Source organism: Streptomyces sp. NPDC094448 (assembly GCF_044763775.1).
In the GTDB taxonomy this organism is placed as follows: domain Bacteria; phylum Actinomycetota; class Actinomycetes; order Streptomycetales; family Streptomycetaceae; genus Streptomyces.
In genome coordinates this window covers 465470-487816 of the sequence record NZ_JBIWGU010000004.1, presented here as the reverse complement: position 1 = coordinate 487816, position 22347 = coordinate 465470, and the positions used below count along the sequence as shown (strand labels likewise).

Below are 22347 nucleotides of genomic sequence, written 5' to 3'. Positions count from 1 at the left end.
TGACCGTAGGCACCCCGTCCACGGCGTTCTTACCGCTTTCCAGCTTTTAATTCTTACGGGTGAACAGTTCGCTCAAAAGGGGACAGGAATCGTTCATTCCACCCACTCTTTCTTGGGCATGGGGGCCGATTCGTGGACCGGATCCGCCGCGCCGCGGGCCCGCGCAACCGGCAGGCACCCCCACCGCACCCCCGGCACCCCGGCGCCGCCCCGCACCGCCGGGGCCCGGTCCGCGCTGCCGTGGCCGTGGCTGTCGGTGGCGGCGGCTACGGTTTCCCCATGGCTGCCCGTACCAAATCCGCGAAGGACCGTCCGTCCTACCGCTGCACCGAATGCGGCTGGACGACCGCCAAGTGGCTCGGCCGCTGCCCCGAGTGCCAGGCCTGGGGGACCGTCGAGGAGTACGGCGCCGCGCCCGCCGTGCGTACCACGGCCGCCGGACGGGTCTCCGCGCCCGCGCTGCCGATCGGCCAGGTCGACGGGCGGCAGGCGGCCGCCCGCTCCACCGGTGTGCCCGAGCTGGACCGGGTGCTGGGCGGCGGTCTGGTCCCGGGCGCCGTGGTGCTGCTCGCCGGGGAGCCGGGCGTCGGCAAGTCGACGCTGCTGCTGGACGTCGCGGCCAAGGCGGCCGGCCCCGAGCATCCGACGCTGTATGTGACGGGCGAGGAGTCCGCGGGCCAGGTCCGGCTGCGGGCCGACCGGATCAACGCCCTGCACGACCATCTGTATCTGGCCGCGGAGACCAATCTCGCGTCTGTTCTCGGCCATCTCGACGAGGTGAAGCCGTCCCTGCTGATCCTCGACTCGGTGCAGACGGTGGCCTCCCCGGAGATCGACGGCGCGCCCGGCGGGATGGCACAGGTGCGGGAGGTCGCCGGGGCGCTGATCCGGGCCTCGAAGGAGCGGGGCATGTCGACGCTGCTCGTCGGGCATGTCACCAAGGACGGCGCGATCGCCGGTCCCCGGCTGCTGGAGCACCTGGTCGACGTCGTACTGCACTTCGAGGGCGACCGGCATGCCCGGCTGCGTCTGGTGCGCGGCGTGAAGAACCGGTACGGGGCGACGGACGAGGTCGGCTGCTTCGAACTGCACGACGAGGGCATCACCGGTCTCGCCGACCCCTCCGGACTCTTCCTGACCCGGCGCGACGAACCCGTGCCCGGTACCTGTCTGACGGTCACTCTGGAGGGCCGCCGGCCGCTGGTGGCCGAGGTGCAGGCGCTGACCGTCGAATCCCAGATCCCCTCGCCCCGGCGCACCACCTCCGGTCTGGAGACCTCCCGGGTGTCGATGATGCTGGCGGTGCTGGAGCAGCGCGGCCGGATCAGCGCCCTCGGCAAACGGGACATCTACAGCGCCACGGTCGGCGGGGTGAAGCTCTCCGAGCCCGCCGCCGATCTGGCGGTCGCGCTGGCGCTGGCCTCGGCCGCCAGTGACACCCCGCTGCCGAAGAACCTGGTCGCGATCGGCGAAGTCGGGCTGGCGGGCGAGGTCCGCCGGGTCACAGGTGTCCAGCGGCGGCTCGCCGAGGCCCACCGCCTGGGCTTCACCCATGCACTGGTGCCCGCCGATCCGGGCAAGGTGCCGGCCGGAATGACCGTCACCGAGGTGGCGAACATGGGCGACGCGCTGCGGGTCCTCCCGCGCGGCCGCCGCCGGAGCGGCGCCGGTTCCGCAGAAGGCCCGGAGAGCGCACCCTGGGGGGCCGGGGAAGCCGCCGCGCGGAGCGGCCGCGGCGGAGCACGCGGCGGCGGCCGCGGTACCGCCCGGGACGAGGACCGCGAGCCCTTCTGAGGAAGCACCGCGAACCCTTCCGAGGCAGCCAGGTGACGGCCCCCGGCGCACAGAGCGCGCGGACAGCCCACGGGGCGCGGACACGCGCCGGTAGACTTTGCCCTGGTCTCGCCCATCCGTACGAGCCGGAGGAGTGCAGTGGCAGCCAACGACCGGGCAGCAGCACCCGGAAAGTCCGGCGCGGGCTCCGGCACCGAAGCACAGATCCGCGCCGCCCTGAGTTCGGTCGCGCCCGGCACCGCCCTGCGCGACGGTCTGGAGCGCATCCTCCGCGGCAATACGGGCGGTCTGATCGTCCTCGGCATGGACAAGTCCGTCGATTCCATGTGTACGGGCGGGTTCGTGCTGGACGTCGAGTTCACCGCGACCCGCCTGCGCGAGCTGTGCAAGCTGGACGGCGCGCTGATCCTCGACAAGGACATCACCAAGATCCTCCGCGCCGGGGTGCAGCTCGTCCCGGACGCGTCGATCCCCACCGAGGAGACCGGCACCCGGCACCGCACCGCCGACCGGGTCTCCAAGCAGTGCGGTTTCCCCGTGGTCTCCGTCTCCCAGTCCATGCGCCTCATCGCGCTGTACGTGGACGGTGAGCGGCGGGTGCTGGAGGAGTCCGCGGCGATCCTGTCCCGGGCGAACCAGGCGCTGGCCACCCTGGAGCGGTACAAGCTCCGGCTGGACGAGGTCGCGGGCACCCTCTCGGCCCTGGAGATCGAGGACCTGGTCACGGTCCGGGACGTCACGGCCGTGGCGCAGCGGCTGGAGATGGTCCGCCGGATCGCGACCGAGATCGCGGAGTACGTGGTGGAGCTGGGCACCGACGGCCGGCTGCTCGCCCTCCAGCTCGACGAGCTGATCGCGGGCGTGGAGCCCGAGCGGGAGCTGGTGGTCCGGGACTATGTGCCCGAGCCGACCTCGCCCAGGGCCGCCGCGGGCCGGGCCCAGCGGCCCCGCACGGTCGACGAGGCGCTGGCCGAGCTGGATGCGCTCACCCACCCCGAGCTGCTGGAACTGGCCAATGTGGCGCGTGCCCTGGGCTACAGCGGCTCGCCCGAGACCCTTGACTCGGCGCTCTCGCCGCGCGGCTACCGGCTGCTGGCGAAGGTGCCGAGACTGCCGGGGGCGATCATCGAGCGGCTCGTGGAGCACTTCGGCGGTCTGCAGAAGCTGCTCGCGGCGAGTGTGGACGATCTCCAGACGGTCGACGGTGTCGGCGAGGCGCGGGCCAGGAGCGTCCGGGAGGGCCTGTCGCGGCTGGCGGAGTCTTCCATCCTGGAGCGGTACGTCTGAGGTCCCCGGCCGGGCGCCTGTCCTACGGGCCGCGGCCGGGCGTCTGCCCTACGGGCCCCGGCCGGGCCCGGAGCCCCGGGCGCCGGGCCTGCGGCCGCTCAGTCCTTCGCCAGGACGAAGGACGCCGGGCTGACCGTCTCGCCCGTGAACTTCGCCTCCAGCAGATAGGTACCGGCGCCGACGCGGCCCGCGGGCGGGGTGGCGCACCGGCCGGTGCTGCGGGCGCGATCCCACTCGTAGGTGTGGCTGATCGTCGTACCCGCCGGAACCTTCAGCAGCACACTGGCCTGGTCCCGCGGGCAGTCGTCGGACGACCACACCTCCTCGTCCGCCGAGTCGGTGACCGTCAGCACGGCGGAGGAACGGCCCAGGTCCACCTTGCAGTCCGCGGCGGAAGAATTCCGGGCGGTCAGCCGGAACCCGGGCTTCTCCCCGATGGCATAGGTGAGTTGGGTGGGTGCCAGACTCAACGCCAGAGCGTCCGAGGGGCAGTCGGGGAGCGCAGATCCGGCCGGGACGCGTTCGCCGGTCCCGCCCGGACCACCCGTACCGCCGCCGGAGCCGGACGTCTGGCCGGTACCGCCGTCCGTGCCGGCGGTGTCTCCGCCGGAACCCTCCGTACCGCCGGACCCCTCGCTTCCGGCGGAGTCGCCACCCGCGCTGTCACCGCCCGGGGCACCGGGCTCGTCCCGGCCGCCGGGCTGCCGGCTGATCGCCGGACCCGACTGCTTGGGCCCCGGGGTGATCGAAGACGCGGGTGAGGAACTCTTGTTGGCCTCGTCGCTGCTGTCACCGTCACCTCCGCCCGAGGTGAACACCCACAAGGCGAGCAGGAGGAGTACCGCGGCCAGCGCGAACGCCACCGCCCTCCGTCGCCAGTAGATGGAGGAGGGAAGCGGCCCGATCGGATTGCGCAGAGATCCCACGGGTCAAACTCTACGAGAGGTCGGGCCCAACTCCCGTCCCACCCGCCGCACTCGTCCGAAGTTCTACGGATCATCATCCCGGAGGGGGCGCCCGGACGGCAGCGGCGGGACGTCCGGAGAGGGCGCAGCGGCAGCCCGAGGGGCCTGCGGAGACGGTACGGGGCCGCCCGCCCCCTCCTTGCAGGGCTGCCCCTTACTTTCGTCGGGGGTGGTCATTGCCGATCGGCCGGGGAACCGGCCGGGCCCGCTCGATACGGTCACCGTCATGGACAGTTCCCTCACCCGCGGCCTCTACCGCGATATCACCGACCTCGCCCATGACTCGCCCTCGTGGCTCCAGCACGCCGCCGAGGTGTGGACCGAGGCCGGGCTGCTGCTGTTCGGTGTGCTTTTCGTCGTCGCCTGGTGGCGGGAGCGTACGGGCCCCGCCCGTGCCGTCGCCGTCGCCGTCCTGGCGCCGCTCGCCACCGCCACCGGATATGTCGTCAGCGAATCGCTGAAGTCGCTGTTCGACGAGGAGCGCCCCTGCCGTACGGTCAAGGACGCGGCGGCGTCCCTGGTGGAGTGCCCGCCGACCGGGGACTGGTCCTTCCCCAGCAACCACGCCTCCATAGCCGGCGCCGCGGCCGTCGCCCTGGTGCTGGCCTGGCCGAGGATCGCGGCGCTGGTGGTGCCGATGGCGCTGCTGATGGCGTTCTCCCGGGTCTTCGTCGGCGTCCACTACCCGCATGACGTGGCGGTCGGGCTGGTGCTGGGCGGGTTCGTCACCGTGGTGTTCGTCCGGGTGCTGACCCGGCCCGCGACGGCCCTGCTGACGAGCATGCGGACGAGCCGTACGGGAGTGATCGCCTGGTTCGCCGGGCCGGGGCCCGCGGCCGGAGACGGCACGGCCGCGGCCGGGCGGCGGGGTCGGGGTCGGGGCCGGTCGGGGGCGTCCCACCGCCGCTGAACCGGGCGGGGCCGGAGCCGTACCGCTGTACGACCCGGCCCCCGACCGGCGTACAACCGATGCCGACCACCGCACGACCGGCCCCGGCCGTCGCACGACCGGCCCCGACCACCGCACGGCCTGTGAACCGGACCCGCACGGCCTGCGAACCGGCCCCGACCGCCCTCCCGCCCTGTGGACCGGGCCCGGCCCCGGCGGCCGGCCCGCCGTACGTTCCGGACGAACGGCCGACCCGCCCGCCCGCCCGCTGCTCCGACCGGTGGCGGCCGGAGCGGGGCGGGTGGACCACTTGGTCCAAGGCACTGCGCCACACGGCCGGACCCCCGGCACCGCTTGGCCGACGGTCCGGGGCAGTTGCGGTGACCACCCCCGGCGACGTGTCAGGATCGAAGGGCCATGACTGACACGACGACTGCCCCCGCCCCCGCCGCCGGGCCCGCCGGCGAGCCCTCCGCCTCCGACGCCGCGTCCCTCCACAGCCCCGTGATCGCGTGGTTCGACGAGCACGCCCGCGATCTGCCCTGGCGCCGCCCCGACGCGGGCGCGTGGGGGGTGATGGTCTCCGAGTTCATGCTCCAGCAGACGCCCGTGAGCCGGGTGCTTCCGGTGTACGAGCAGTGGCTGGCCCGCTGGCCCCGGCCCGCCGATCTCGCGGCCGACCCCGCGGGCGAGGCCGTCCGCGCCTGGGGCCGGCTCGGCTATCCCCGCCGTGCCCTGCGACTGCACGGAGCGGCGCAGGCGATAGCGGAGCGGCACGGCGGCGACGTACCGAGCGACCATGCTCAGCTGCTGGCGCTGCCCGGGATCGGCGAGTACACGGCGGCCGCGGTGGCCTCCTTCGCGTACGGCCAGCGGCATGCCGTCCTCGACACCAATGTGCGGCGGGTCTTCGCCCGCGCGTCGACCGGTATCCAGTACCCGCCGACGGCGACCACCGCCGCCGAGCGGAAGCTGGCCCGGGCCCTGCTGCCGGACGACGAGGCGACCGCGGCGCGCTGGGCCGCCGCCTCCATGGAGCTGGGCGCGCTGGTCTGCACGGCGCGCGGCGAGGACTGCGGACGGTGCCCGATCGCCGCGCAGTGCGCCTGGCGGCTGGCCGGGAAGCCCGCACACCAGGGCGCGGCCCGGCGCGGGCAGACGTACGCGGGTACGGACCGTCAGGTGCGGGGCAAGCTGCTGGCGGTGCTGCGGGCATCGCGCGAGCCGGTGCCGCAGGCGGCGCTGGACACGGTGTGGCACGAGCCGGTGCAGCGGGCCAGGGCGCTGGACGGGCTGGTCGCGGACGGGCTGGTCGAGCCGTTGGACGGCGGTCTGTACCGACTGCCGGGCTGATCAGGGCAGCCGGTCCGGACCGGCCGCCGGACCGGCCGGGGGCGCGCGATGCGTACCGGCCGCCGGACCGGCCGGGGGCAGGCGGTTCGTACCGGCCGGGCCAACGTCCCGTACCGCCGGACCGTCCACGGCTCCGGCCGTCCGGCGCCCGTGGCGACCGCTGCGTCCGCGACCGCGTTCGTCACACCCGGCCCGATCCCCTGAAACAGCGCCGAAACGGCCATGACCAGGCGCCTTTCCCCACCGACCCCACCCCGAAACCTCGGCTGTTACACAACCGATGGACGGCCGTGCGTCCGCCGTCGGGTGCACACCACAGTGCCGTGACAACCGCTCCGTAGTTTCGGTTCTGCAAGGGCCGGAGGGACGGGACACGGGGTGGAGGCGGTCGGAATGACGGCGCAGGGTGAGGTGCTCGGCTTCGAGGAGTACGTACGCACTCGGCAGGATGCGCTGCTGCGCAGTGCCCGCCGTCTGGTTCCGGATCCGGTCGACGCACAGGACCTGCTCCAGACCGCGCTGGTGCGGACGTACGGCCGCTGGGACGGTATCGCCGACAAGTCGCTCGCCGACGCCTATCTGCGGCGGGTGATGATCAACACCCGGACGGAGTGGTGGCGGGCCCGCAAGCTCGACGAGGTGCCCACGGAGCAGCTCCCGGACGCCTCCGTCGACGACGGCACCGAGCAGCGCGCGGACCGCGCCATGCTGCTGGACGCGCTGAAGGTGCTGGCGCCCAAGCAGCGCAGCGTCGTCGTGCTGCGGCACTGGGAGCAGATGAGCACGGAGGAAACCGCCGCCGCGCTGGGTATGTCGACCGGTACGGTGAAGAGCACCCTGCACCGGGCGCTCGCCAGACTCCGTCAGGAGCTGGAGAGCCGGGCCGCGGAGTGCCGGGACCTGGGGCTCGGCGAGCGGTCGCTGCGTGCGGTGCGGACCGGCGGCGGTGACGGCCCCGGCCGGGAGCGCCCCGCGGTCCGCGAGACCCCGGTCCGCGGCCGGGCGGAGCTTTCGGCCGCCGCGGAGCCGCGGGTGCCGCGGCAGGTGCGGCGGGCGGTACGGCCGGGACAGCAGCAGGACGGACGGGGGCAGGAGCGGTGCGCGGCCTGAGAAGAGGACGCGGCAGGGGCCGGTGGACGGCGAGCGCTGAGGCAGTGGCCGCGCTCGCCGTCCTCGGCGTGTTCGCGGCGGGGTGTTCGGCGGGCGGTACGGGCCTGCGGGACAGCGGCCCGGCACCCGGCGACGCGGCGAAGAACCCGGGCGGGCCGGCCTCTTCGCCGCCGGGTCCGGCCGCTCCGGGCACCGGCGCGAAGTCGCCCGACGCGGTCGCGCTGCTCCGGAAGGACCCCAAGGTGGATCCTTCGATCAAAGCGAGCCTCAAGCCCTGCGTGGAGGACCAGTACCCGGTGGATGTGGCGCTCGGCCATCTCACCGGCGGTTCCGTGCCCGATGTCGTCGTCAACGTCACGTCCTGCGGGGACGGGGTGGCCATCGGGTCCTTCGTGTACCGGTCCAACGGCACCGGCTATGTGCAGGTGTTCGGGACGTCGGAGTTCGCCGTCTACTCGTCGATCGACCGGGACGAGCTGGTGGTCACCAAGCAGGTGTACGGCAAGTCCGATCCGGTCGCCACGCCGACGGCCGAGGAGGTGACGACGTACCGCTGGTCCGGCGGCGCCTCCGGACAGTTCGCGCGGGCGCACTGGACCCGGACCGAGTACGGCGGGCTGCCGTCGGCGGACGGCGGTGTGTTCGAGCCCGGCTCGCAGCCCGTTCCCCCGGGGCGCACCGTCGTGCAGGGGGGCCGGTCCGGGCCCGTCACCGCCCCGCCCGCGGATCCCGCGCCCCTGTTTTCGAACCATGCCGCCGTCCCCCCGGCCATGGCCGCCCAGGCCCCGGCCGCCGGCCGAGAGAAGAGCTGAGAGACCCGATGGCCGAGACCCATGTCCTGTTCGTCGAGGACGACGACGTCATCCGGGAAGCCACCCAACTCGCCCTCGAACGGCAGGGTTTCACGGTCACGGCGATGCCCGACGGGCTGCTCGGGCTGGAGGCGTTCCGGGCGGACCGGCCGGATATCGCCCTGCTCGATGTGATGGTCCCCGGGCTGGACGGGGTCAGCCTGTGCCGCCGAATCCGGGACGAGTCGACCGTGCCGGTCATCATGCTGTCGGCGCGCGCGGACTCCATCGACGTGGTCCTCGGTCTGGAGGCGGGCGCCGACGACTATGTGACGAAGCCGTTCGACGGCGCGGTGCTCGTCGCCCGGATCCGGGCCGTACTGCGCCGTTTCGGCCATGCGGGCGGCGGTGACGGCGCGGCGGGCGACGGCCCCGGGGGCCAGGGGCCGGTGCTCACCTTCGGCGATCTGGTGGTCGATACGGAGGGTATGGAGGTCCGCCGGGGCGAGGTGCCGGTGGCGCTGACGCCGACGGAGATGCGGCTGCTGCTGGAGTTCTCCTCGGCGCCCGGGACCGTGCTCTCCCGCGAGAAGCTGCTGGAGCGGGTCTGGGACTACGGGTGGGGCGGCGACACCCGGGTCGTGGACGTCCATGTCCAGCGGCTGCGGGTCAAGATCGGTCAGGACCGGATCGAAACGGTCCGCGGGTTCGGCTACAAGCTCAAGGCATGAAGCGGCCACCGAAGAAGCCCGCCGAGCCCGCTGCGTCCGCCGGGTCCGCCGCCACCGCGCGGGTGCCGGATCCCCGGCCGGACGGTACGGGTACGGTGGCCCGGCTGCCGCTGTTCCGGCGGCCCGTGATCCGTACCGGCATCCGCTGGAAGATCAGCATCGCGATCGCGGCCGTGGGCGCGCTGATCGCGGTCACCCTCAGTCTGGTGGTGCACAACGCGGCCCGGGTCTCCATGCTCGACAACACCCGTGATGTCCAGATGGACCGGGTGCTGCTGGCGCAGCGCTGGTACGAGACGTCCAAGGCCAAGGAGCCCCGCTTCGGCGCCAAGATCGACGACCGGGAGCTGCCGCGGGAGCTGCGGCGGCTCACGGCGCAGCACCGCCAGGGGACGTATGTCGTGGACGACGGCGACGGGCCGCCGGAGGTGTGGGCCGCGGTCCCGACCACCGACGGGCACGTGCTCTCCCTGCGGATTCAGTTCACCGGGCGTACGGCGACCGTCCTCGCCGACCTCAACCGGGCGCTGATCATCGGCTCGGTGTCGGTCGTCTTCGGCGGCTGTGCGCTCGGGGTGCTGGTCGGCGGGCAGATCTCGCGCAGGCTGCGGAAGGCGGCGGCGGCCGCCGCGACGGTGGCGGCGGGGCGGACGGAGGTCCGGGTCCGGGATGCGATCGGCGGCGTCGTCCGGGACGAGACGGATGATCTCGCGCGGGCCGTGGACGCGCTCACGGACGCGCTGCACGAGCGCATCGAGGCCGAGCGGCGCGTCACCGCCGATATCGCGCATGAGCTGCGGACCCCGGTGACGGGGCTGCTGACGGCCGCCGAGCTGCTGCCGCCGGGGCGGCCTTCGGAGCTGGTACGGGACCGGGCGCAGGCGATGCGGACGCTGGTGGAGGACGTGCTGGAGGTGGCCAGGCTGGACGGCGCTTCGGAGCGGGCGGAGCTTCAGGAGATCGCGCTCGGCGAGTTCGTCAGCCGCCGGGTCGCCCTGCTCAATCCGGAGGTCCGGGTGCAGGTGGTGCACGAGTCGTGGGTGGCGACCGATCCGCGGCGGCTGGAGCGCATCCTGCTGAATCTGCTGACGAACGCGGTGAAGTACGGGGCGGCGCCGGTGGAGGTCACGGTCGAGGGCCGGGTGGTACGGGTACGGGATCACGGGCCCGGTTTCCCGGAGGCGCTGCTGCGGGACGGTCCGAGCCGGTTCCGCACCGGGGCCAGCGACCGGGCGGGGACGGGCCACGGGCTGGGGCTGACGATCGCGGCGGGGCAGGCGCGGGTGCTGGGCGCCCGGCTGACGTTCCGCAACGCCGGGCCGAGCGGGCCGGTGCCGCGGCAGGCGGCGGGGGCCGGTACGGGAGCCGGACCCGGTACCGGGGCGGAATCCGGTACGGGGGCGGAATCCGGCGCCCGGCGGGACTGCGGGCCCCGACGGGACTCGAAGGCCGCGGCGGGCGCCGGTCCCGGCGGGGAGCCGGGTGGCGCGATCGCCGTACTGTGGCTGCCCGAGCACGCTCCGACGAACACGGGCAGCTTCCCGATGCTGTCGGAGGACGAGCTGCGGGCGCTCGGCCACTGACCGGGCCACTGACCGGGCCGCCGGCCTGCCCCTGGCCGCCCCTGAGCGGTCCCGGCACCGGCACCGGCCGCCCGAGCGGCTCAGGACCGGCCCCGGCCCGGCAGGGGCGCGGTGGAAACGCCACGACCCCGAGGACGGCGGGAAGCCGTTCTCGGGGTCGTGGCATACGGGGGGTACCGGGCCGTTACAGCCGGTACACGGTCGCGTACGCCTCGGTCAGAGGGTGACGCCGACGGAGCGCAGGAAGCCGACCGGGTCGACGGAGCTGCCGTAGTTCGGGGTGGTACGGATCTCCATGTGCAGGTGCGGACCGCTGGAGTTGCCGGTGTTGCCGGACTTGGCGATCAGCTGACCGGCCTTGACGGTCTGGCCCGCGGAGACGTTCACCGTGGAGAGGTGGGCGTACTGCGAGTACATGCCGTTGTTGTGCTTGACGACGACGGCGTTGCCGTAGGCGGGACCGTCACCGGCGCCGTTCGGGCCGGCCTTCACGACGGTACCGGCGCCGATGGAGACGACGGGGGTGCCGGTCGGGACGGCGAAGTCCTGGCCGGAGTGGTTGCTGGCCCACATGCCGCCGGCCTTGCCGTAGGTGGCGCTCAGCGTGTACGAGCCGAGGGGCTTCACCCAGGCCGGGGCAGCGGCCTTGGGGGCGGACTGCGGGACGGCCTTGACCGGCGCGGCGGCCTTGGCGGCCTCGGGCGCCTTCTCGGCGGCCTTCACGGGGGCGGCGGACGGGGAGCCGGTGGCCTCTACGGCAAACGCGGCGCCCGTTCCGAGCACGGCGGTTGCTCCCAGGCCTGCAACCAGGATTCCGGCGCGGGTACGGAGAAACGCCGGGCGGGGGAATCGGGAAGTGACGCGCGTCATAAGAGAAATGCCTCCGGGCAGAAAGTGACCCGACGCGGAATTGCGCCGGGGGTGCGTTGTCGCCATCCCTTGGTAACCGACCCCGGCACTTCACCTCAAACCCCCCAACTACGACATTCCGTCGTAGCGGCGACGTGGTGATTCAGCCCATTGACACCTTTCGATCATTTACTTCACGCATGATCGAATAGCCCGGAATTTCCGCCCTGAAATGGGGTTTAGCCGCATGCCCACCCGGTCCACCGGGGTGGCTCCCGCACCCCGGAACCCGGCCCCTCGGCCCGTACCCCCGAAACCGGCGCCGCCTCGGGCCCCGCACCGCCCCCGGCTCCCCGGGCCCGCCCGGAGCGCGCTCCTAAAACGGCTAGTAGGCCCGGAACGGCCTGTGTGCCTTGTCACGGATTCGGCGGCGCCATTGTGGCCCGCGCCACTAATGTCGGAGGGGAAAACGGGGGCGTAAACGGGGGTGGAAAGCGTGCGGAACGGCCCTTCCATGCGAGTAGTCGCCGTCCTCGGCAATCAACAGGGCACCGGCATACTCCTCACCCCCAGACACGTGCTGACCTGCGCACATGTCCTCCAAGGGCAACGCGGCGGGCCTAGCGTCCTGCATCTGACCAGCAGCCGGACCTTCCCCTGCGACGTCCTGAAGGTCTGGCCGGGCCGGGATGCGGTCCTGCTGCGCGCGGGCGAGGACATCGTCTCCGCCGACCGCCTCGGCCGCCTCCGTATCGCCGCTCTGACCAGGGACGATCCCCTGCACCACATCCAGACCACCGGCTTCCCCGGCCAGCAGCGCTACGGCGGCAACAAGCTCGACTTCGGCCAGTACACGGGCACCGTCCTGCCTGCCGCCGGGCAGGCCCGCGGCGCCCTCACCCTCTGGCTGGACCACACCCCGGGCCCCCCGGGCCCCGACGGCCGCTCGCCGCTCGCCGGGCTCTCCGGCGCTCCCGTCCTCGCGGGCCCCGTCCTCCTCGGCATCGTCGCGAAGGTCAGCGGCGTCCACGGCCAGCAGCTCGAAGCCGTCCCCATCGACGCCCTGGCGAACTGGGCCTTCGGCAGCCTCCCGGCCGCCCCCCGCCTGGAGCGGATGTCCGGCTTCGACCCGGCGGACGCCCCCTTCGAGGAGCGGTACGCGGACGCGGTGAAGGCCCAGTACGGCAAGACGGAGATCTTCGGCATCGACGAGCTGGGCGTCAGCGAGTCGAGCTGGGACCTGGACACCGCCTATCTCAGCCTGGAGGCGACGGGGCGGGACGAGGAGCTGCGGCGCGGGCCCGGGAAGCTGCCGCCCGAGGTGCGCGCCTCGTCACCGGAAGACCCTTCCGCCGTCACCCTCCGCGCCCACGACGACGTCGTGGGCGTCCGGGCCGGACCATCCCTCGACGACCGGCCACGCCGCGTGGAGCAGTTACTCGGCCGCAGCAACCGCATCCTGCTGCGCGGGGAGGCCGGGGCGGGCAAGACCACCCTGGTGTGGTGGCTGGCCGCCCACGCCGCCTGCGGCACCCTGCCCGGAGAGCTGGACGAGCTGAACGGCCTGGTCCCCCTCGTCGTCCCGATGCGCAGCCTGCGCAGGCTCCCGGACCAGAAGGCCGCCTTCCCCACCCCCGACGAGCTGGGGCAGGTCGCCGGGCTCGCCGTCGGCCGCGCCCCGGACGGCTGGGCCGAACGCATCCTCGAATCCGGCCGCGGCTTCCTCCTGGTCGACGGAGTCGACGAGCTGCCCCGGGGCGACCGCGACCGGGCCCGCGCCTGGCTGACCCGGCTCCTGGCCCGCTACCCCGACACCCGCTGCCTGGCCACCGTCCGCCCCGGCGCCGTGGAGAAGGACTGGCTGACCGGCGAGGGCTTCACCGATCTGCTGCTCCTGCCGATGAGCGACGACGACATCACCGCCTTCGTCACCGCCTGGCACCGCGCCGCCCACCTCGAATACGCGGGACTCGACCAGGGCCGCGCCACCGCCGAAGCCCGGCGCCTGGACGAACTGCGGCAGCAGCTCACCCGCGAGTTCACCGGCAACCGCGTCCTGCGCGATCTCGCCCGTACCCCCCTGCTCTGCGCCGTGATCTGCGCCCTGCACCGCAAACGCCGCGGCCGGCTCCCCCACACCCGCTGGGAGCTGTACCGCGCCACCCTCGACATGCTGCTGGGCAAACGCGACCGCGACCGCGGCATCGACGCCCCCGAGGGCCTGAACATCGGCGTCGACGAGCACCGGCTGCTGCTCCAGCACATCGCCGTCTGGCTGGTGCGCTGCGGCCGGACCCAGTTCACCCCCGCAGAGGCGGTCCGGCGGATCGACCAGGCCACGGGCTATATGCCGCAGGTCAGGGAGCAGGCCGACGCCCGCCGGATCCTGGCCCATCTGATCAACCGCAGCGGACTCCTCCAGCAGCGCGCCGACGATGCCGTCCAGTTCATCCACCGCACCTTCCAGGACTATCTGGCGGCGAAGGAACTGGCCGAGACCGACAGCGTCGGCGAACTCGTGATCCGCGCCGGGGACGAGCTGTGGCGCGACGTCATCCTGCTCTCGGTCGGCCATCTGGACCGCAGGGTGGGCCGCCTCGTCAACGGCCTGATCGACAAGGCCCCCTCCGACCGCGACCCGGAGGGCCGCGCCCTGCTGATCCTCGCGGGCCAGTGCGCGGCCCATGCCGTCTTCCTGGACGCCGGGACGAGGGCGAGGGCGGAGGGGGCGGTACGGAGCATGATGCCGCCCAGGAACCAGGGGGAGGTCCAGCTCCTGGCCGAGCTGGGCGACTACGTGCTGCCGCTGCTGCCGGGTCCCTCGGGCAACCCTCAAGCCGATCAGCTGGTCGTCGATCTGTACGCCGTGCTGGGCGACGAATCCGCGATCCCCCGGCTGCGCGAGTTCACCGACACCGATCACCTCTGGCTCCGCATGGCCCTCATCGAAGCCTGGTCCTCTTTCCCCGCGCGCCGGTACGCCCACGAGGTGCTGTCGCACGTCTCGCTGGCCGATATGACCGTGCCCGCCTCGGCCCGGGAGCATCTCGCCCTGCTCAAAAGCCTTGGTCCGATCACCGCCGTATCGCTACTCGGAAACCATTCGTCGGCCGACTTGCACGGCGGCCTGCCGGAGGCCGGACTGACCGAAGTCGCCCTCTACGCAAACTCCGCACTCACGGATCTGCGTGCCATCGCCGAGCGTCCGTCCGTCCTCGGCCTCACCCTGGTCGGCTGTGATGCGCTGACCTCGCTGGACACCCTGTCGGGCCACAGGCTCACCACCTTCGCGGCCGATGCCCGCGTGCTGAATCTGCCCGGTCCCCGGCCGACGGTCGAACAGCTCCATGTGGTCGGTGACGTGGAGCTGCCTCATCGCGCACTGAAAGGCTGGCAGTCCCAGAGCCTGATCCTGGAGGCACCCGCACGGCTCTCCGCGCTGACCGAAGCGGTCAACCAGATCCCGTCTCTGCGCAGCCTCCGGCTGCTCCACACGCCGGAACTCGACGATCCCTCCACTCACGCCGACGGGATCAACCTTCTGGAGCTCCACGACCCGCGTTCAGCCGCCGAGCTGGACATCATGGTCCGCGCCTTCCCCGAGCTGAGAACCCTTCGGCTGATTTCTGTCGGAGCGCCCCCGTACGAACTCGACCTCACCCCGCTGCACAGCGCCGGGGAACAGCTCCGCGTCGACATCTACTGCACCAACCTCGCCGACCTCCGGCTGACCGGCCATGAACACCTGGGCGATCGGCTGAGGTTCCCCATGCTCGCTTCCACGACCCCGCAGAGGTGAACCGTGCCCCCCACCGACCCCACCCCCTCCTCCCCCCTCATCGACCTCGCCGACGCGGTCGACGCCGTCCGGGCCCAGCTCATCACCGCCGCGGCCCGCGGCAACGGCTCCGCCGTCCAGTTCCAGGTCGGTGATGTCGAGCTGGAGTTCACCGTCGAACTGCGCCGCGACACCGCCGCCGGAGGCAGGGTGAAGGCCTGGATCGTGGACGCGGGCGCCGACCACACCCGCGGCAGCACCCGCACTCACCGAGTGGCCCTCACCCTCAGACCGCAGAACCCCCGGACCGGCGGCTCCTGGCTGGTCGGCCACGACGACCTCGGCGACACCAGCGACTTCGGCCGCACCCACCCCGGCCCCGATCTGCCCTGACCCCCGGCCGCCCCGGGCGCCGGGACCCGTGACATGACCGAGGCCCTGGCCCGTACCTCTTCGGTACGGGCCAGGGCCTCGGTCGTCACCGCCGCGGGGGCTGTCCCGCGGCGGTGCTGTTACGCGTCCTTCGACAGATTCGGCCCGGCGCCGCCGGCCGCCTGCTCGATGGGCGGCACGTCCGGAAGAGCCGCCTTCTCCTCACCGCGGAAGACGAACTTCTTCTCCTCGCCCTCGCCCTCGGTGTCGACGACCACGATATGACCGGGGCGCAGCTCACCGAAGAGGATCTTCTCGGAGAGGATGTCCTCGATCTCGCGCTGGATGGTGCGGCGCAGCGGCCGGGCGCCCAGCACGGGGTCGTAGCCCTTCTTGGCGAGGAGCGACTTGGCGGTGGAACTCAGCTCCAGGCCCATATCGCGGTCCTTCAGCCGCTCGTCCACCTTGGCGATCATGAGGTCGACGATCTGGATGATGTCGTCCTCGGAAAGCTGGTGGAAGACGACGGTGTCGTCGACACGGTTCAGGAACTCGGGGCGGAAGTGCTGCTTCAGCTCCTCGTTGACCTTTGCCTTCATCCGGTCGTAGCCGGTCTTGACGTCACCCTGGGCGGCGAAGCCGAGGTTGAATCCCTTGGAGATGTCCCGGGTCCCGAGGTTGGTCGTCATGATGATGACCGTGTTCTTGAAGTCCACGACCCGGCCCTGGGAGTCGGTCAGGCGACCGTCCTCCAGGATCTGGAGAAGGGAATTGAAGATATCGGGGTGGGCCTTCTCGACCTCGTCGAAGAGGACGACGGAGAACGGCTTGCGGCGCACCTTCTCGGTGAGCTGGCCGCCCTCCTCGTAGCCCACATATCCGGGCGGGGAGCCGAAGAGACGGGAAACCGTGTGCTTCTCGCTGAACTCCGACATGTCGAGGGAGATCAGCGCGTCCTCGTCGCCGAAGAGGAATTCGGCGAGCGTCTTGGACAGCTCGGTCTTACCGACACCGGACGGCCCGGCGAAGATGAACGAGCCGCCGGGGCGCTTCGGGTCCTTCAGACCGGCACGGGTCCGGCGAATGGCCTGGGAGAGCGCCTTGATGGCGTCCTTCTGCCCGATGACGCGCTTGTGCAGCTCGTCCTCCATACGGAGCAGGCGGGAGGACTCCTCCTCCGTCAGCTTGAAGACGGGAATGCCGGTCGCCGTGGCGAGGACTTCGGCGATCAGCTCGCCGTCGACCTCGGCGACGACGTCCATATCGCCGGCCTTCCATTCCTTCTCGCGCTTGGCCTTCGCCGCCAGCAGCTGCTTCTCCTTGTCGCGGAGGGAAGCCGCCTTCTCGAAGTCCTGGGAGTCGATCGCCGACTCCTTGTCGCGGCGCACGCCCGCGATCTTCTCGTCGAACTCGCGGAGGTCCGGCGGCGCGGTCATCCGGCGGATGCGCATCCGGGAGCCGGCCTCGTCGATGAGGTCGATCGCCTTGTCCGGCAGGAAGCGGTCCGAGATGTACCGGTCGGCCAGGGTCGCGGCCTGGACGAGGGCCTCGTCCGTGATGGAGACCCGGTGGTGGGCCTCGTAACGGTCGCGGAGGCCCTTGAGGATCTCGATGGTGTGCGGCAGCGACGGCTCGGCGACCTGGATCGGCTGGAAGCGGCGCTCCAGCGCGGCGTCCTTCTCCAGGTGCTTGCGGTACTCGTCGAGCGTGGTGGCACCGATGGTCTGGAGCTCGCCGCGGGCCAGCATCGGCTTGAGGATGGAGGCCGCGTCGATCGCGCCCTCGGCGGCACCCGCGCCGACGAGCGTGTGCAGCTCGTCGATGAACAGGATGATGTCGCCGCGGGTACGGATCTCCTTGAGGACCTTCTTCAGGCGCTCCTCGAAGTCACCGCGGTAGCGGGAGCCGGCGACCAGCGCGCCCAGATCGAGGGTGTAGAGGTGCTTGTCCTTGAGGGTCTCGGGCACCTCGCCCTTGACGATGGCCTGCGCCAGGCCCTCGACGACGGCGGTCTTGCCGACGCCGGGCTCGCCGATGAGCACGGGGTTGTTCTTGGTGCGGCGGGACAGCACCTGCATGACCCGCTCGATCTCCTTCTCGCGCCCGATGACCGGGTCGAGCTTGGACTCGCGGGCGGCCTGCGTGAGATTGCGGCCGAACTGGTCCAGGACGAGGGACGTGGACGGCGTGCCCTCGGCGGGGCCGCCGGCGGTGGCGGCCTCCTTGCCCGAGTAGCCGGAGAGCAGTTGGATGACCTGCTGCCGGACCCGGTTCAGATCGGCGCCCAGCTTCACCAGGACCTGGGCGGCGACGCCCTCGCCCTCGCGGATCAGGCCGAGCAGGATGTGCTCGGTGCCGATGTAGTTGTGCCCGAGCTGGAGGGCCTCGCGGAGCGACAGCTCCAGGACCTTCTTGGCACGGGGGGTGAAGGGGATGTGCCCGGACGGGGCCTGCTGGCCCTGACCGATGATCTCCTCAACCTGCTGGCGGACCGCCTCGAGCGAAATCCCGAGGCTCTCCAGGGCCTTAGCGGCGACACCCTCACCCTCGTGGATCAGGCCCAGGAGGATGTGCTCGGTGCCGATGTAGTTGTGGTTGAGCATCCGGGCTTCTTCCTGAGCCAGGACGACAACCCGCCGCGCGCGGTCGGTGAACCTCTCGAACATCGTTAATCGCTCCTCAGAGCGGTCAGGCAGTAAGGGGTCGGTCCCCTCCCTGTCCTTCCGCAGCTTAGTCCCGCAAGCGGGGACCGCTCATTCCAACTGCCGACACCCGTCTGTGGCCTCCTGACCCCTGAACGCCGACACCTGCTCCAACCCGATGGTGCGAGACGATGTTCCCGCAGGCCAGGCAGTTACCCTCACCATCTGTACGCCGATGGCGAACGCACGGCCTCCGTGCGAGCGTGTCGCCCCTCCTCACTAGGAATGTCTTACCCGTAAGCACTGACACTCCATGCGGCGCGCCCCGGTTCCCTCAGCTACGGGCGAACAAGGCCCGGGGGCCGAACGCCTGTGATCGCCCGCCGATCGGCGACGGAGCGCGCATGAATCAACACCCTGCGTGACCTCCGGGGGCTCCGGGGAGTTCCCGGGTTCATGAGCGCAGCGCCGCCCGTACCGCCTCCGCTTCCCCCCCGGGCGTCCCGCAGACGGCCTCCACCGCCGCCGGCGCCCGGACCGGAACCGGCCGTACTGCCCGTCCTGCCGTCGCCGCGCGGACCTCTCGGCCCTTCGGGCGGCTCCGGGCGCCGCGGGCGTCCGGTGGCCGCCCGGACGGCCGTGGCGCGCTGGTACGGCACCCGGCTGGGGTGGCCGGTCGCCGGGCCTGCCGGGCCCTCGGAGCCGGTGCAGCTGCTCACGGGGGTCGGCTTCGATGTGCTGGAGCTGCCCGCCGACGCGGGTGCGGCGGTGCTGCGGCGGGCCGTGCGGACGGGACCGGTCGCCCTGCACGGGGACCGGATGCGGCTGCTCGTCGCCGCCGGTTCCGCCGATGAGGTGCCGGGGCTGCTGTCCTGGCTGGAGTGGGGCGGCATCGCGCTCGACCTGGTCGCCGTCGGGGCGGGGGGCCGGATGCCCGCACCCCTGCCGCCCGGCTGGACGGGCCCCCGGGGGGCCGCCGTATGGCTGCGACCCCCCGCGCCGGGGCGCGAGCCGGAGTCGGAGCTGCCGGGCCTGCCGGGCACCGGAGCGGACGGGCACCCCGGACGCGTACGGGGGCCCGATCTCGTGAGACTCCTGGACACGGCGGCGACGGAATGCCACCGGGCCCGATTGCTGCGGACGAATACCCGCACCGGACCGCCCACCGGAACCGGATACGTGTACGAATGCGCAGCCTGTGAATACGCGGCCGATTAGCGGGCGCCGGCGCCCGCCGACCGGCCCTGGCGGGCCGTTGTCAGCCGTTGGCCTTCTCGTAGGCCTCGCGGACCGTCGCGGGGACGCGCCCGCGGTCGTTGACCTCGTAACCGTTCGCCTTGGCCCAGGCACGGACTTCCGCGGTGTTCTTGTTGTCGCTCGCGGCCCGGCCCTTGCTGCGGCCCGTGGAAGCGCGCCCGCCGGTGCGGCGGCCGTTCTTGGCGTACGGCTCCAGCAGCGAGCGGAGCTTGTCCGCATTGGCGGTGGTGAGGTCGATCTCGTACGTCTTGCCGTCCAGCGCGAACGTCACGGTCTCGTCCGCTTCGCCGCCGTCGATGTCATCGACAAGAAGGACCTGAACCTTCTGTGCCACCGGATTTCCTTTCATCGAAAATGCAGTACGCGGAAAGGAAACCGCTTTTCTCTGAAAAACTCAAACCCTTGGGACAGGTTCAGAAGGCGGAGAGGGCGGGAAACGTGCGCGATTCGGACATAGGGATCGCTTCGCTGATGCCCCGCCGATGTCTCGGTGATGCCTCGGCGGGGTCACGCGGACGGGTGATCGGAGCCGGATCGCAGCCGGATCGGAGTCGGATCGGAGTCGGATCAGAGCTGGAGAAGCATGCGACTGTTGCCGAGGGTGTTCGGCTTCACGCGTTCGAGTCCGAGGAACTCGGCGACGCCCTCGTCATAGGAACGCAGCAGCTCGGTGTAGACATCTCCGTCGACCGGGGTCTCACCGATCTCGACGAAGCCGTGCTTGCTGAAGAAGTCGACTTCGAAGGTGAGACAGAAAACCCGGCTGACACCGAGCCGGCGCGCTGTGTGCAACAGCTCGTCGAGCAGCCGATGGCCGATGCCGGACCCCTTGTGGCGGGGGTCGACGGCAAGAGTGCGCACTTCCGCGAGGTCTTCCCACATCACGTGGAGCGCGCCACAGCCGACGACGGTACCGTCCGCGCCTTCCGCAACCCAGAACTCCTGGATGTCTTCGTAAAGAGTGACAGTCGCTTTGTCGAGCAGGATGCCCGCAGTCACGTAGGGGTCGAGGAGCCGGCGGACCGCGCGCACATCGACCGTCCGGGCGCGGCGGACCGTGATGGCATTTGCTGCGGGATTCGACATGGGCCAGACGCTATCGCCCCGGGGAACGGTCCTCGTCGGCGCCCTCTCCGGGGCTGCCGCCGGGCTCTTCCGCAGAGGGCGCCGAGGCGCCTTCCGGGTTGCTTCCGGCTTCCGGGTCCGCATCCTCCGCCGCCTTCGTTTCGGGTGGCGATTCGGGTTCGGGGGCGGGTTCGGGGGCTTCTTCCGGAGCGGGTTCCGGGTTCTGTTCCGGGGCCGGAGAAGGTTCGGTCTGCACCATGCGGACGGCCGCCTGAAGGGCTTCCCGCTGCTCCGGCGACATCATCCCGAAGAAGGCGACGAGCGCGGCGGCGGGGTTGTCGCTCTGGGCCCAGGCCTCGTTCATCAGAGCGGCCGAGTAGGCGGCGCGGGTGGAGACCGCCGTGTATCTATAGGCGCGGCCTTCGACTTCCCTGCGGACCCAGCCCTTCTGATGGAGATTGTCCATGACGGTCATGACGGTCGTGTAGGCGATGGAACGATCCTGTTGAAGGTCTTCCAGGACTTCCCGGACGGTGACCGGTCGGTTCCATTGCCAGACGCGTGTCATCACGGCGTCTTCGAGCTCTCCCAATTGACGGGGCACATTGCCACCATAGCGGTGGAAACCTCAAAAACTATGGAGAAATCTATACATTTCGCAATACTGGAACAAAAAGGACGCACGGTGGGAGCTGTGACCCATCCGTACGTCCTGTGCTCGCGTGCCCGTCCCGTCCGTCCCGCAGGTGCGCGGTGTGCGTGGACGAGAGGGGTGGGGCGGGGCTGCGGAGGTCAGTCGCCGCTGGCCGCGGCCGGGACGGTGGTGCCGTCGCCCGCGGAGGACCGGGGGCCCGCGGCGGATCGCGCCAGCGCGGCGTCCACGTAGGCGTCCTCCTTGGTCTTGTTCGGGCCGCCCTGGCTCTTGACGATCGTCACGATCAGGATCGTGAAGAAGGTGGCCATCACCACGGGAGGCACGAGCGCCGATACGTAGTCCATGGATTCAGAGTAGCCAAGGGCCGTTCCGCGCCACCGCCGGGGGCCGGGTCGCCCCGGGGGAGGCGGCGCGGAACTCCGCTCAGGCCGTGGCCAGCTGCTCCGGCGGAGGTGCCGGCCGCCGGCGGGGCGGGAAGACTTCGGACGGTTTGGGCACCGGGCGCTCTCCCGGCGCAGGCGGCGCGGCCGGTTCGGGCGCGGGCTTCGGCGCGGGCTTGGGTTTGGGCTTGGGGACCGGCCGCGGTGCGGGCTTCTCCTCCGGCCCCTCGTCGGATCCGGCGGCCTCGGCCCGGCCGCCGGGCAGGGCGAGCAGCCGGGTGCGGGGCGCGGGGGTGGTGACCCGCCGCCCGGCGAGCCGGGCGCGTACCGAACGCTCGGCCAGGATCTGGCACCGGTCCAGTACGGCTTCGGCGACGGCATGCCCGCGCAGTCCGCGCAGGGCGGCGAGATCCTCCGGGCCGGGATCGTATCCGGCGGCCAGCGCGTCCTGGAGCAGCTCCAGATATCCGGCGGTGGCGCCGGGCAGCGCCGAGCGGTACCGGTCGAGATCGGCGAGCAGGAACGCGCGCAGCCGCCCCGCCTCCAGCGCCGCCTCGTCCACGGAGCCTGCGAGCCGCAGACAGTCCTGGACGTCCTCGTCGGCGAGTGGGACGGGATGAAGGGCAACGGCGAGGGCGCGTCGGAGCACACGCAGCTCGTCTGCGCTGAAGGCCATACCGCCGCGGGAACCGTAAGGCGTGGGCATGGCCCGACGATAGGCGCATTTTTCGGCAATATCGGGCTATTCCTATTCCCCGGGCGCGTCCCCTCGGCGCAGCTGCGGAGGGCATGGGGTCCGGGGAGTACGGGGCCCGGAGCGGACCGCGACCGGGCGCCCCGGCGGCC

At 71.9% G+C, this 22347-nt stretch carries 19 protein-coding genes; 11 read left to right on the top strand and 8 right to left on the bottom strand.

The window, feature by feature from the left end; genetic code table 11:
- Positions 1 to 279: 279 nt before the first annotated feature.
- Positions 280 to 1794: a DNA repair protein RadA gene (gene radA, locus ACIQ9E_RS10800; RefSeq protein WP_403705149.1), complete on the top strand. Its 1515-nt coding sequence runs from the start codon at positions 280 to 282 to the stop codon at positions 1792 to 1794.
- Positions 1795 to 1932: 138 nt separating this feature from the next.
- The gene (disA, locus tag ACIQ9E_RS10795) at positions 1933 to 3081 is read left to right on the top strand and encodes a DNA integrity scanning diadenylate cyclase DisA (RefSeq protein ID WP_403705147.1); all 1149 of its coding nucleotides are present in this window, start codon (positions 1933 to 1935) and stop codon (positions 3079 to 3081) included.
- A gap of 98 nt (positions 3082 to 3179) precedes the next feature.
- Here disA and ACIQ9E_RS10790 read toward each other — a convergent pair whose 3' ends face one another.
- The gene (locus ACIQ9E_RS10790) at positions 3180 to 4007 is read right to left on the bottom strand and encodes a hypothetical protein (RefSeq protein WP_403705144.1); all 828 of its coding nucleotides are present in this window, start codon (positions 4005 to 4007) and stop codon (positions 3180 to 3182) included.
- A gap of 265 nt (positions 4008 to 4272) precedes the next feature.
- Between ACIQ9E_RS10790 and ACIQ9E_RS10785 the strand changes: the two genes are divergently transcribed.
- The 6 genes from ACIQ9E_RS10785 (at position 4273) to cseC (ending at position 10503) form a co-directional block, all read left to right on the top strand.
- Complete coding sequence (locus tag ACIQ9E_RS10785) at positions 4273 to 4956, top strand: phosphatase PAP2 family protein (protein ID WP_403705142.1); 684 nt, start codon at positions 4273 to 4275, stop codon at positions 4954 to 4956.
- A 396-nt stretch (positions 4957 to 5352) separates the two neighbouring features.
- Positions 5353 to 6288: an A/G-specific adenine glycosylase gene (locus ACIQ9E_RS10780; RefSeq protein WP_403705139.1), complete on the top strand. Its 936-nt coding sequence runs from the start codon at positions 5353 to 5355 to the stop codon at positions 6286 to 6288.
- Between the two features lie 393 nt (positions 6289 to 6681).
- Complete coding sequence (locus tag ACIQ9E_RS10775) at positions 6682 to 7398, top strand: SigE family RNA polymerase sigma factor (protein WP_403705136.1); 717 nt, start codon at positions 6682 to 6684, stop codon at positions 7396 to 7398.
- 44 nt (positions 7399 to 7442) lie between these two features.
- The gene (locus ACIQ9E_RS10770) at positions 7443 to 8210 is read left to right on the top strand and encodes a hypothetical protein (RefSeq protein ID WP_403705133.1); all 768 of its coding nucleotides are present in this window, start codon (positions 7443 to 7445) and stop codon (positions 8208 to 8210) included.
- Between the two features lie 8 nt (positions 8211 to 8218).
- Positions 8219 to 8920, top strand: a complete 702-nt coding sequence (gene cseB / locus ACIQ9E_RS10765) for a two-component system response regulator CseB (RefSeq protein WP_006347467.1) — start codon at positions 8219 to 8221, stop codon at positions 8918 to 8920.
- A complete protein-coding gene (cseC, locus tag ACIQ9E_RS10760; protein WP_403705129.1) occupies positions 8917 to 10503 on the top strand; it encodes a two-component system sensor histidine kinase CseC in 1587 nt (528 codons plus the stop codon). The genes cseB and cseC overlap by 4 nt, the downstream gene beginning before the upstream one ends.
- Positions 10504 to 10719: 216 nt before the next feature.
- Here the strand turns inward: cseC and ACIQ9E_RS10755 are convergent, their stop codons facing one another.
- Positions 10720 to 11373: a M23 family metallopeptidase gene (locus tag ACIQ9E_RS10755; protein WP_403705126.1), complete on the bottom strand. Its 654-nt coding sequence runs from the start codon at positions 11371 to 11373 to the stop codon at positions 10720 to 10722.
- 493 nt (positions 11374 to 11866) lie between these two features.
- Between ACIQ9E_RS10755 and ACIQ9E_RS10750 the strand changes: the two genes are divergently transcribed.
- Positions 11867 to 15151, top strand: a complete 3285-nt coding sequence (locus ACIQ9E_RS10750; protein ID WP_403705123.1) for an NACHT domain-containing protein — start codon at positions 11867 to 11869, stop codon at positions 15149 to 15151.
- 3 nt (positions 15152 to 15154) lie between these two features.
- Positions 15155 to 15523, top strand: a complete 369-nt coding sequence (locus ACIQ9E_RS10745) for a trypco2 family protein (protein ID WP_403705120.1) — start codon at positions 15155 to 15157, stop codon at positions 15521 to 15523.
- 119 nt (positions 15524 to 15642) lie between these two features.
- On the opposite strand, the gene ACIQ9E_RS10740 is transcribed toward ACIQ9E_RS10745, so the two are convergent.
- Positions 15643 to 18168, bottom strand: a complete 2526-nt coding sequence (locus ACIQ9E_RS10740) for an ATP-dependent Clp protease ATP-binding subunit (protein ID WP_006347474.1) — start codon at positions 18166 to 18168, stop codon at positions 15643 to 15645.
- A gap of 432 nt (positions 18169 to 18600) precedes the next feature.
- Between ACIQ9E_RS10740 and ACIQ9E_RS10735 the strand changes: the two genes are divergently transcribed.
- Complete coding sequence (locus tag ACIQ9E_RS10735) at positions 18601 to 19362, top strand: SCO3374 family protein (protein WP_403705117.1); 762 nt, start codon at positions 18601 to 18603, stop codon at positions 19360 to 19362.
- 40 nt (positions 19363 to 19402) lie between these two features.
- On the opposite strand, the gene ACIQ9E_RS10730 is transcribed toward ACIQ9E_RS10735, so the two are convergent.
- The 5 genes from ACIQ9E_RS10730 to ACIQ9E_RS10710 form a co-directional block, all read right to left on the bottom strand.
- Entirely contained in the window at positions 19403 to 19735 is a 333-nt protein-coding gene (locus ACIQ9E_RS10730) for an Lsr2 family protein (RefSeq protein ID WP_006347475.1), read from the bottom strand.
- Positions 19736 to 19968: 233 nt separating this feature from the next.
- On the bottom strand, positions 19969 to 20487 hold the full coding sequence (locus tag ACIQ9E_RS10725) for an amino-acid N-acetyltransferase (RefSeq protein WP_006347476.1): 519 nt from the start codon (positions 20485 to 20487) through the stop codon (positions 19969 to 19971).
- A 10-nt stretch (positions 20488 to 20497) separates the two neighbouring features.
- Complete coding sequence (locus ACIQ9E_RS10720) at positions 20498 to 21058, bottom strand: BlaI/MecI/CopY family transcriptional regulator (protein WP_403705112.1); 561 nt, start codon at positions 21056 to 21058, stop codon at positions 20498 to 20500.
- Positions 21059 to 21258: 200 nt separating this feature from the next.
- On the bottom strand, positions 21259 to 21465 hold the full coding sequence (locus tag ACIQ9E_RS10715) for a hypothetical protein (RefSeq protein WP_403705109.1): 207 nt from the start codon (positions 21463 to 21465) through the stop codon (positions 21259 to 21261).
- 79 nt (positions 21466 to 21544) lie between these two features.
- Positions 21545 to 22177: a hypothetical protein gene (locus ACIQ9E_RS10710; RefSeq protein ID WP_403705243.1), complete on the bottom strand. Its 633-nt coding sequence runs from the start codon at positions 22175 to 22177 to the stop codon at positions 21545 to 21547.
- Positions 22178 to 22347: the final 170 nt, after the last annotated feature.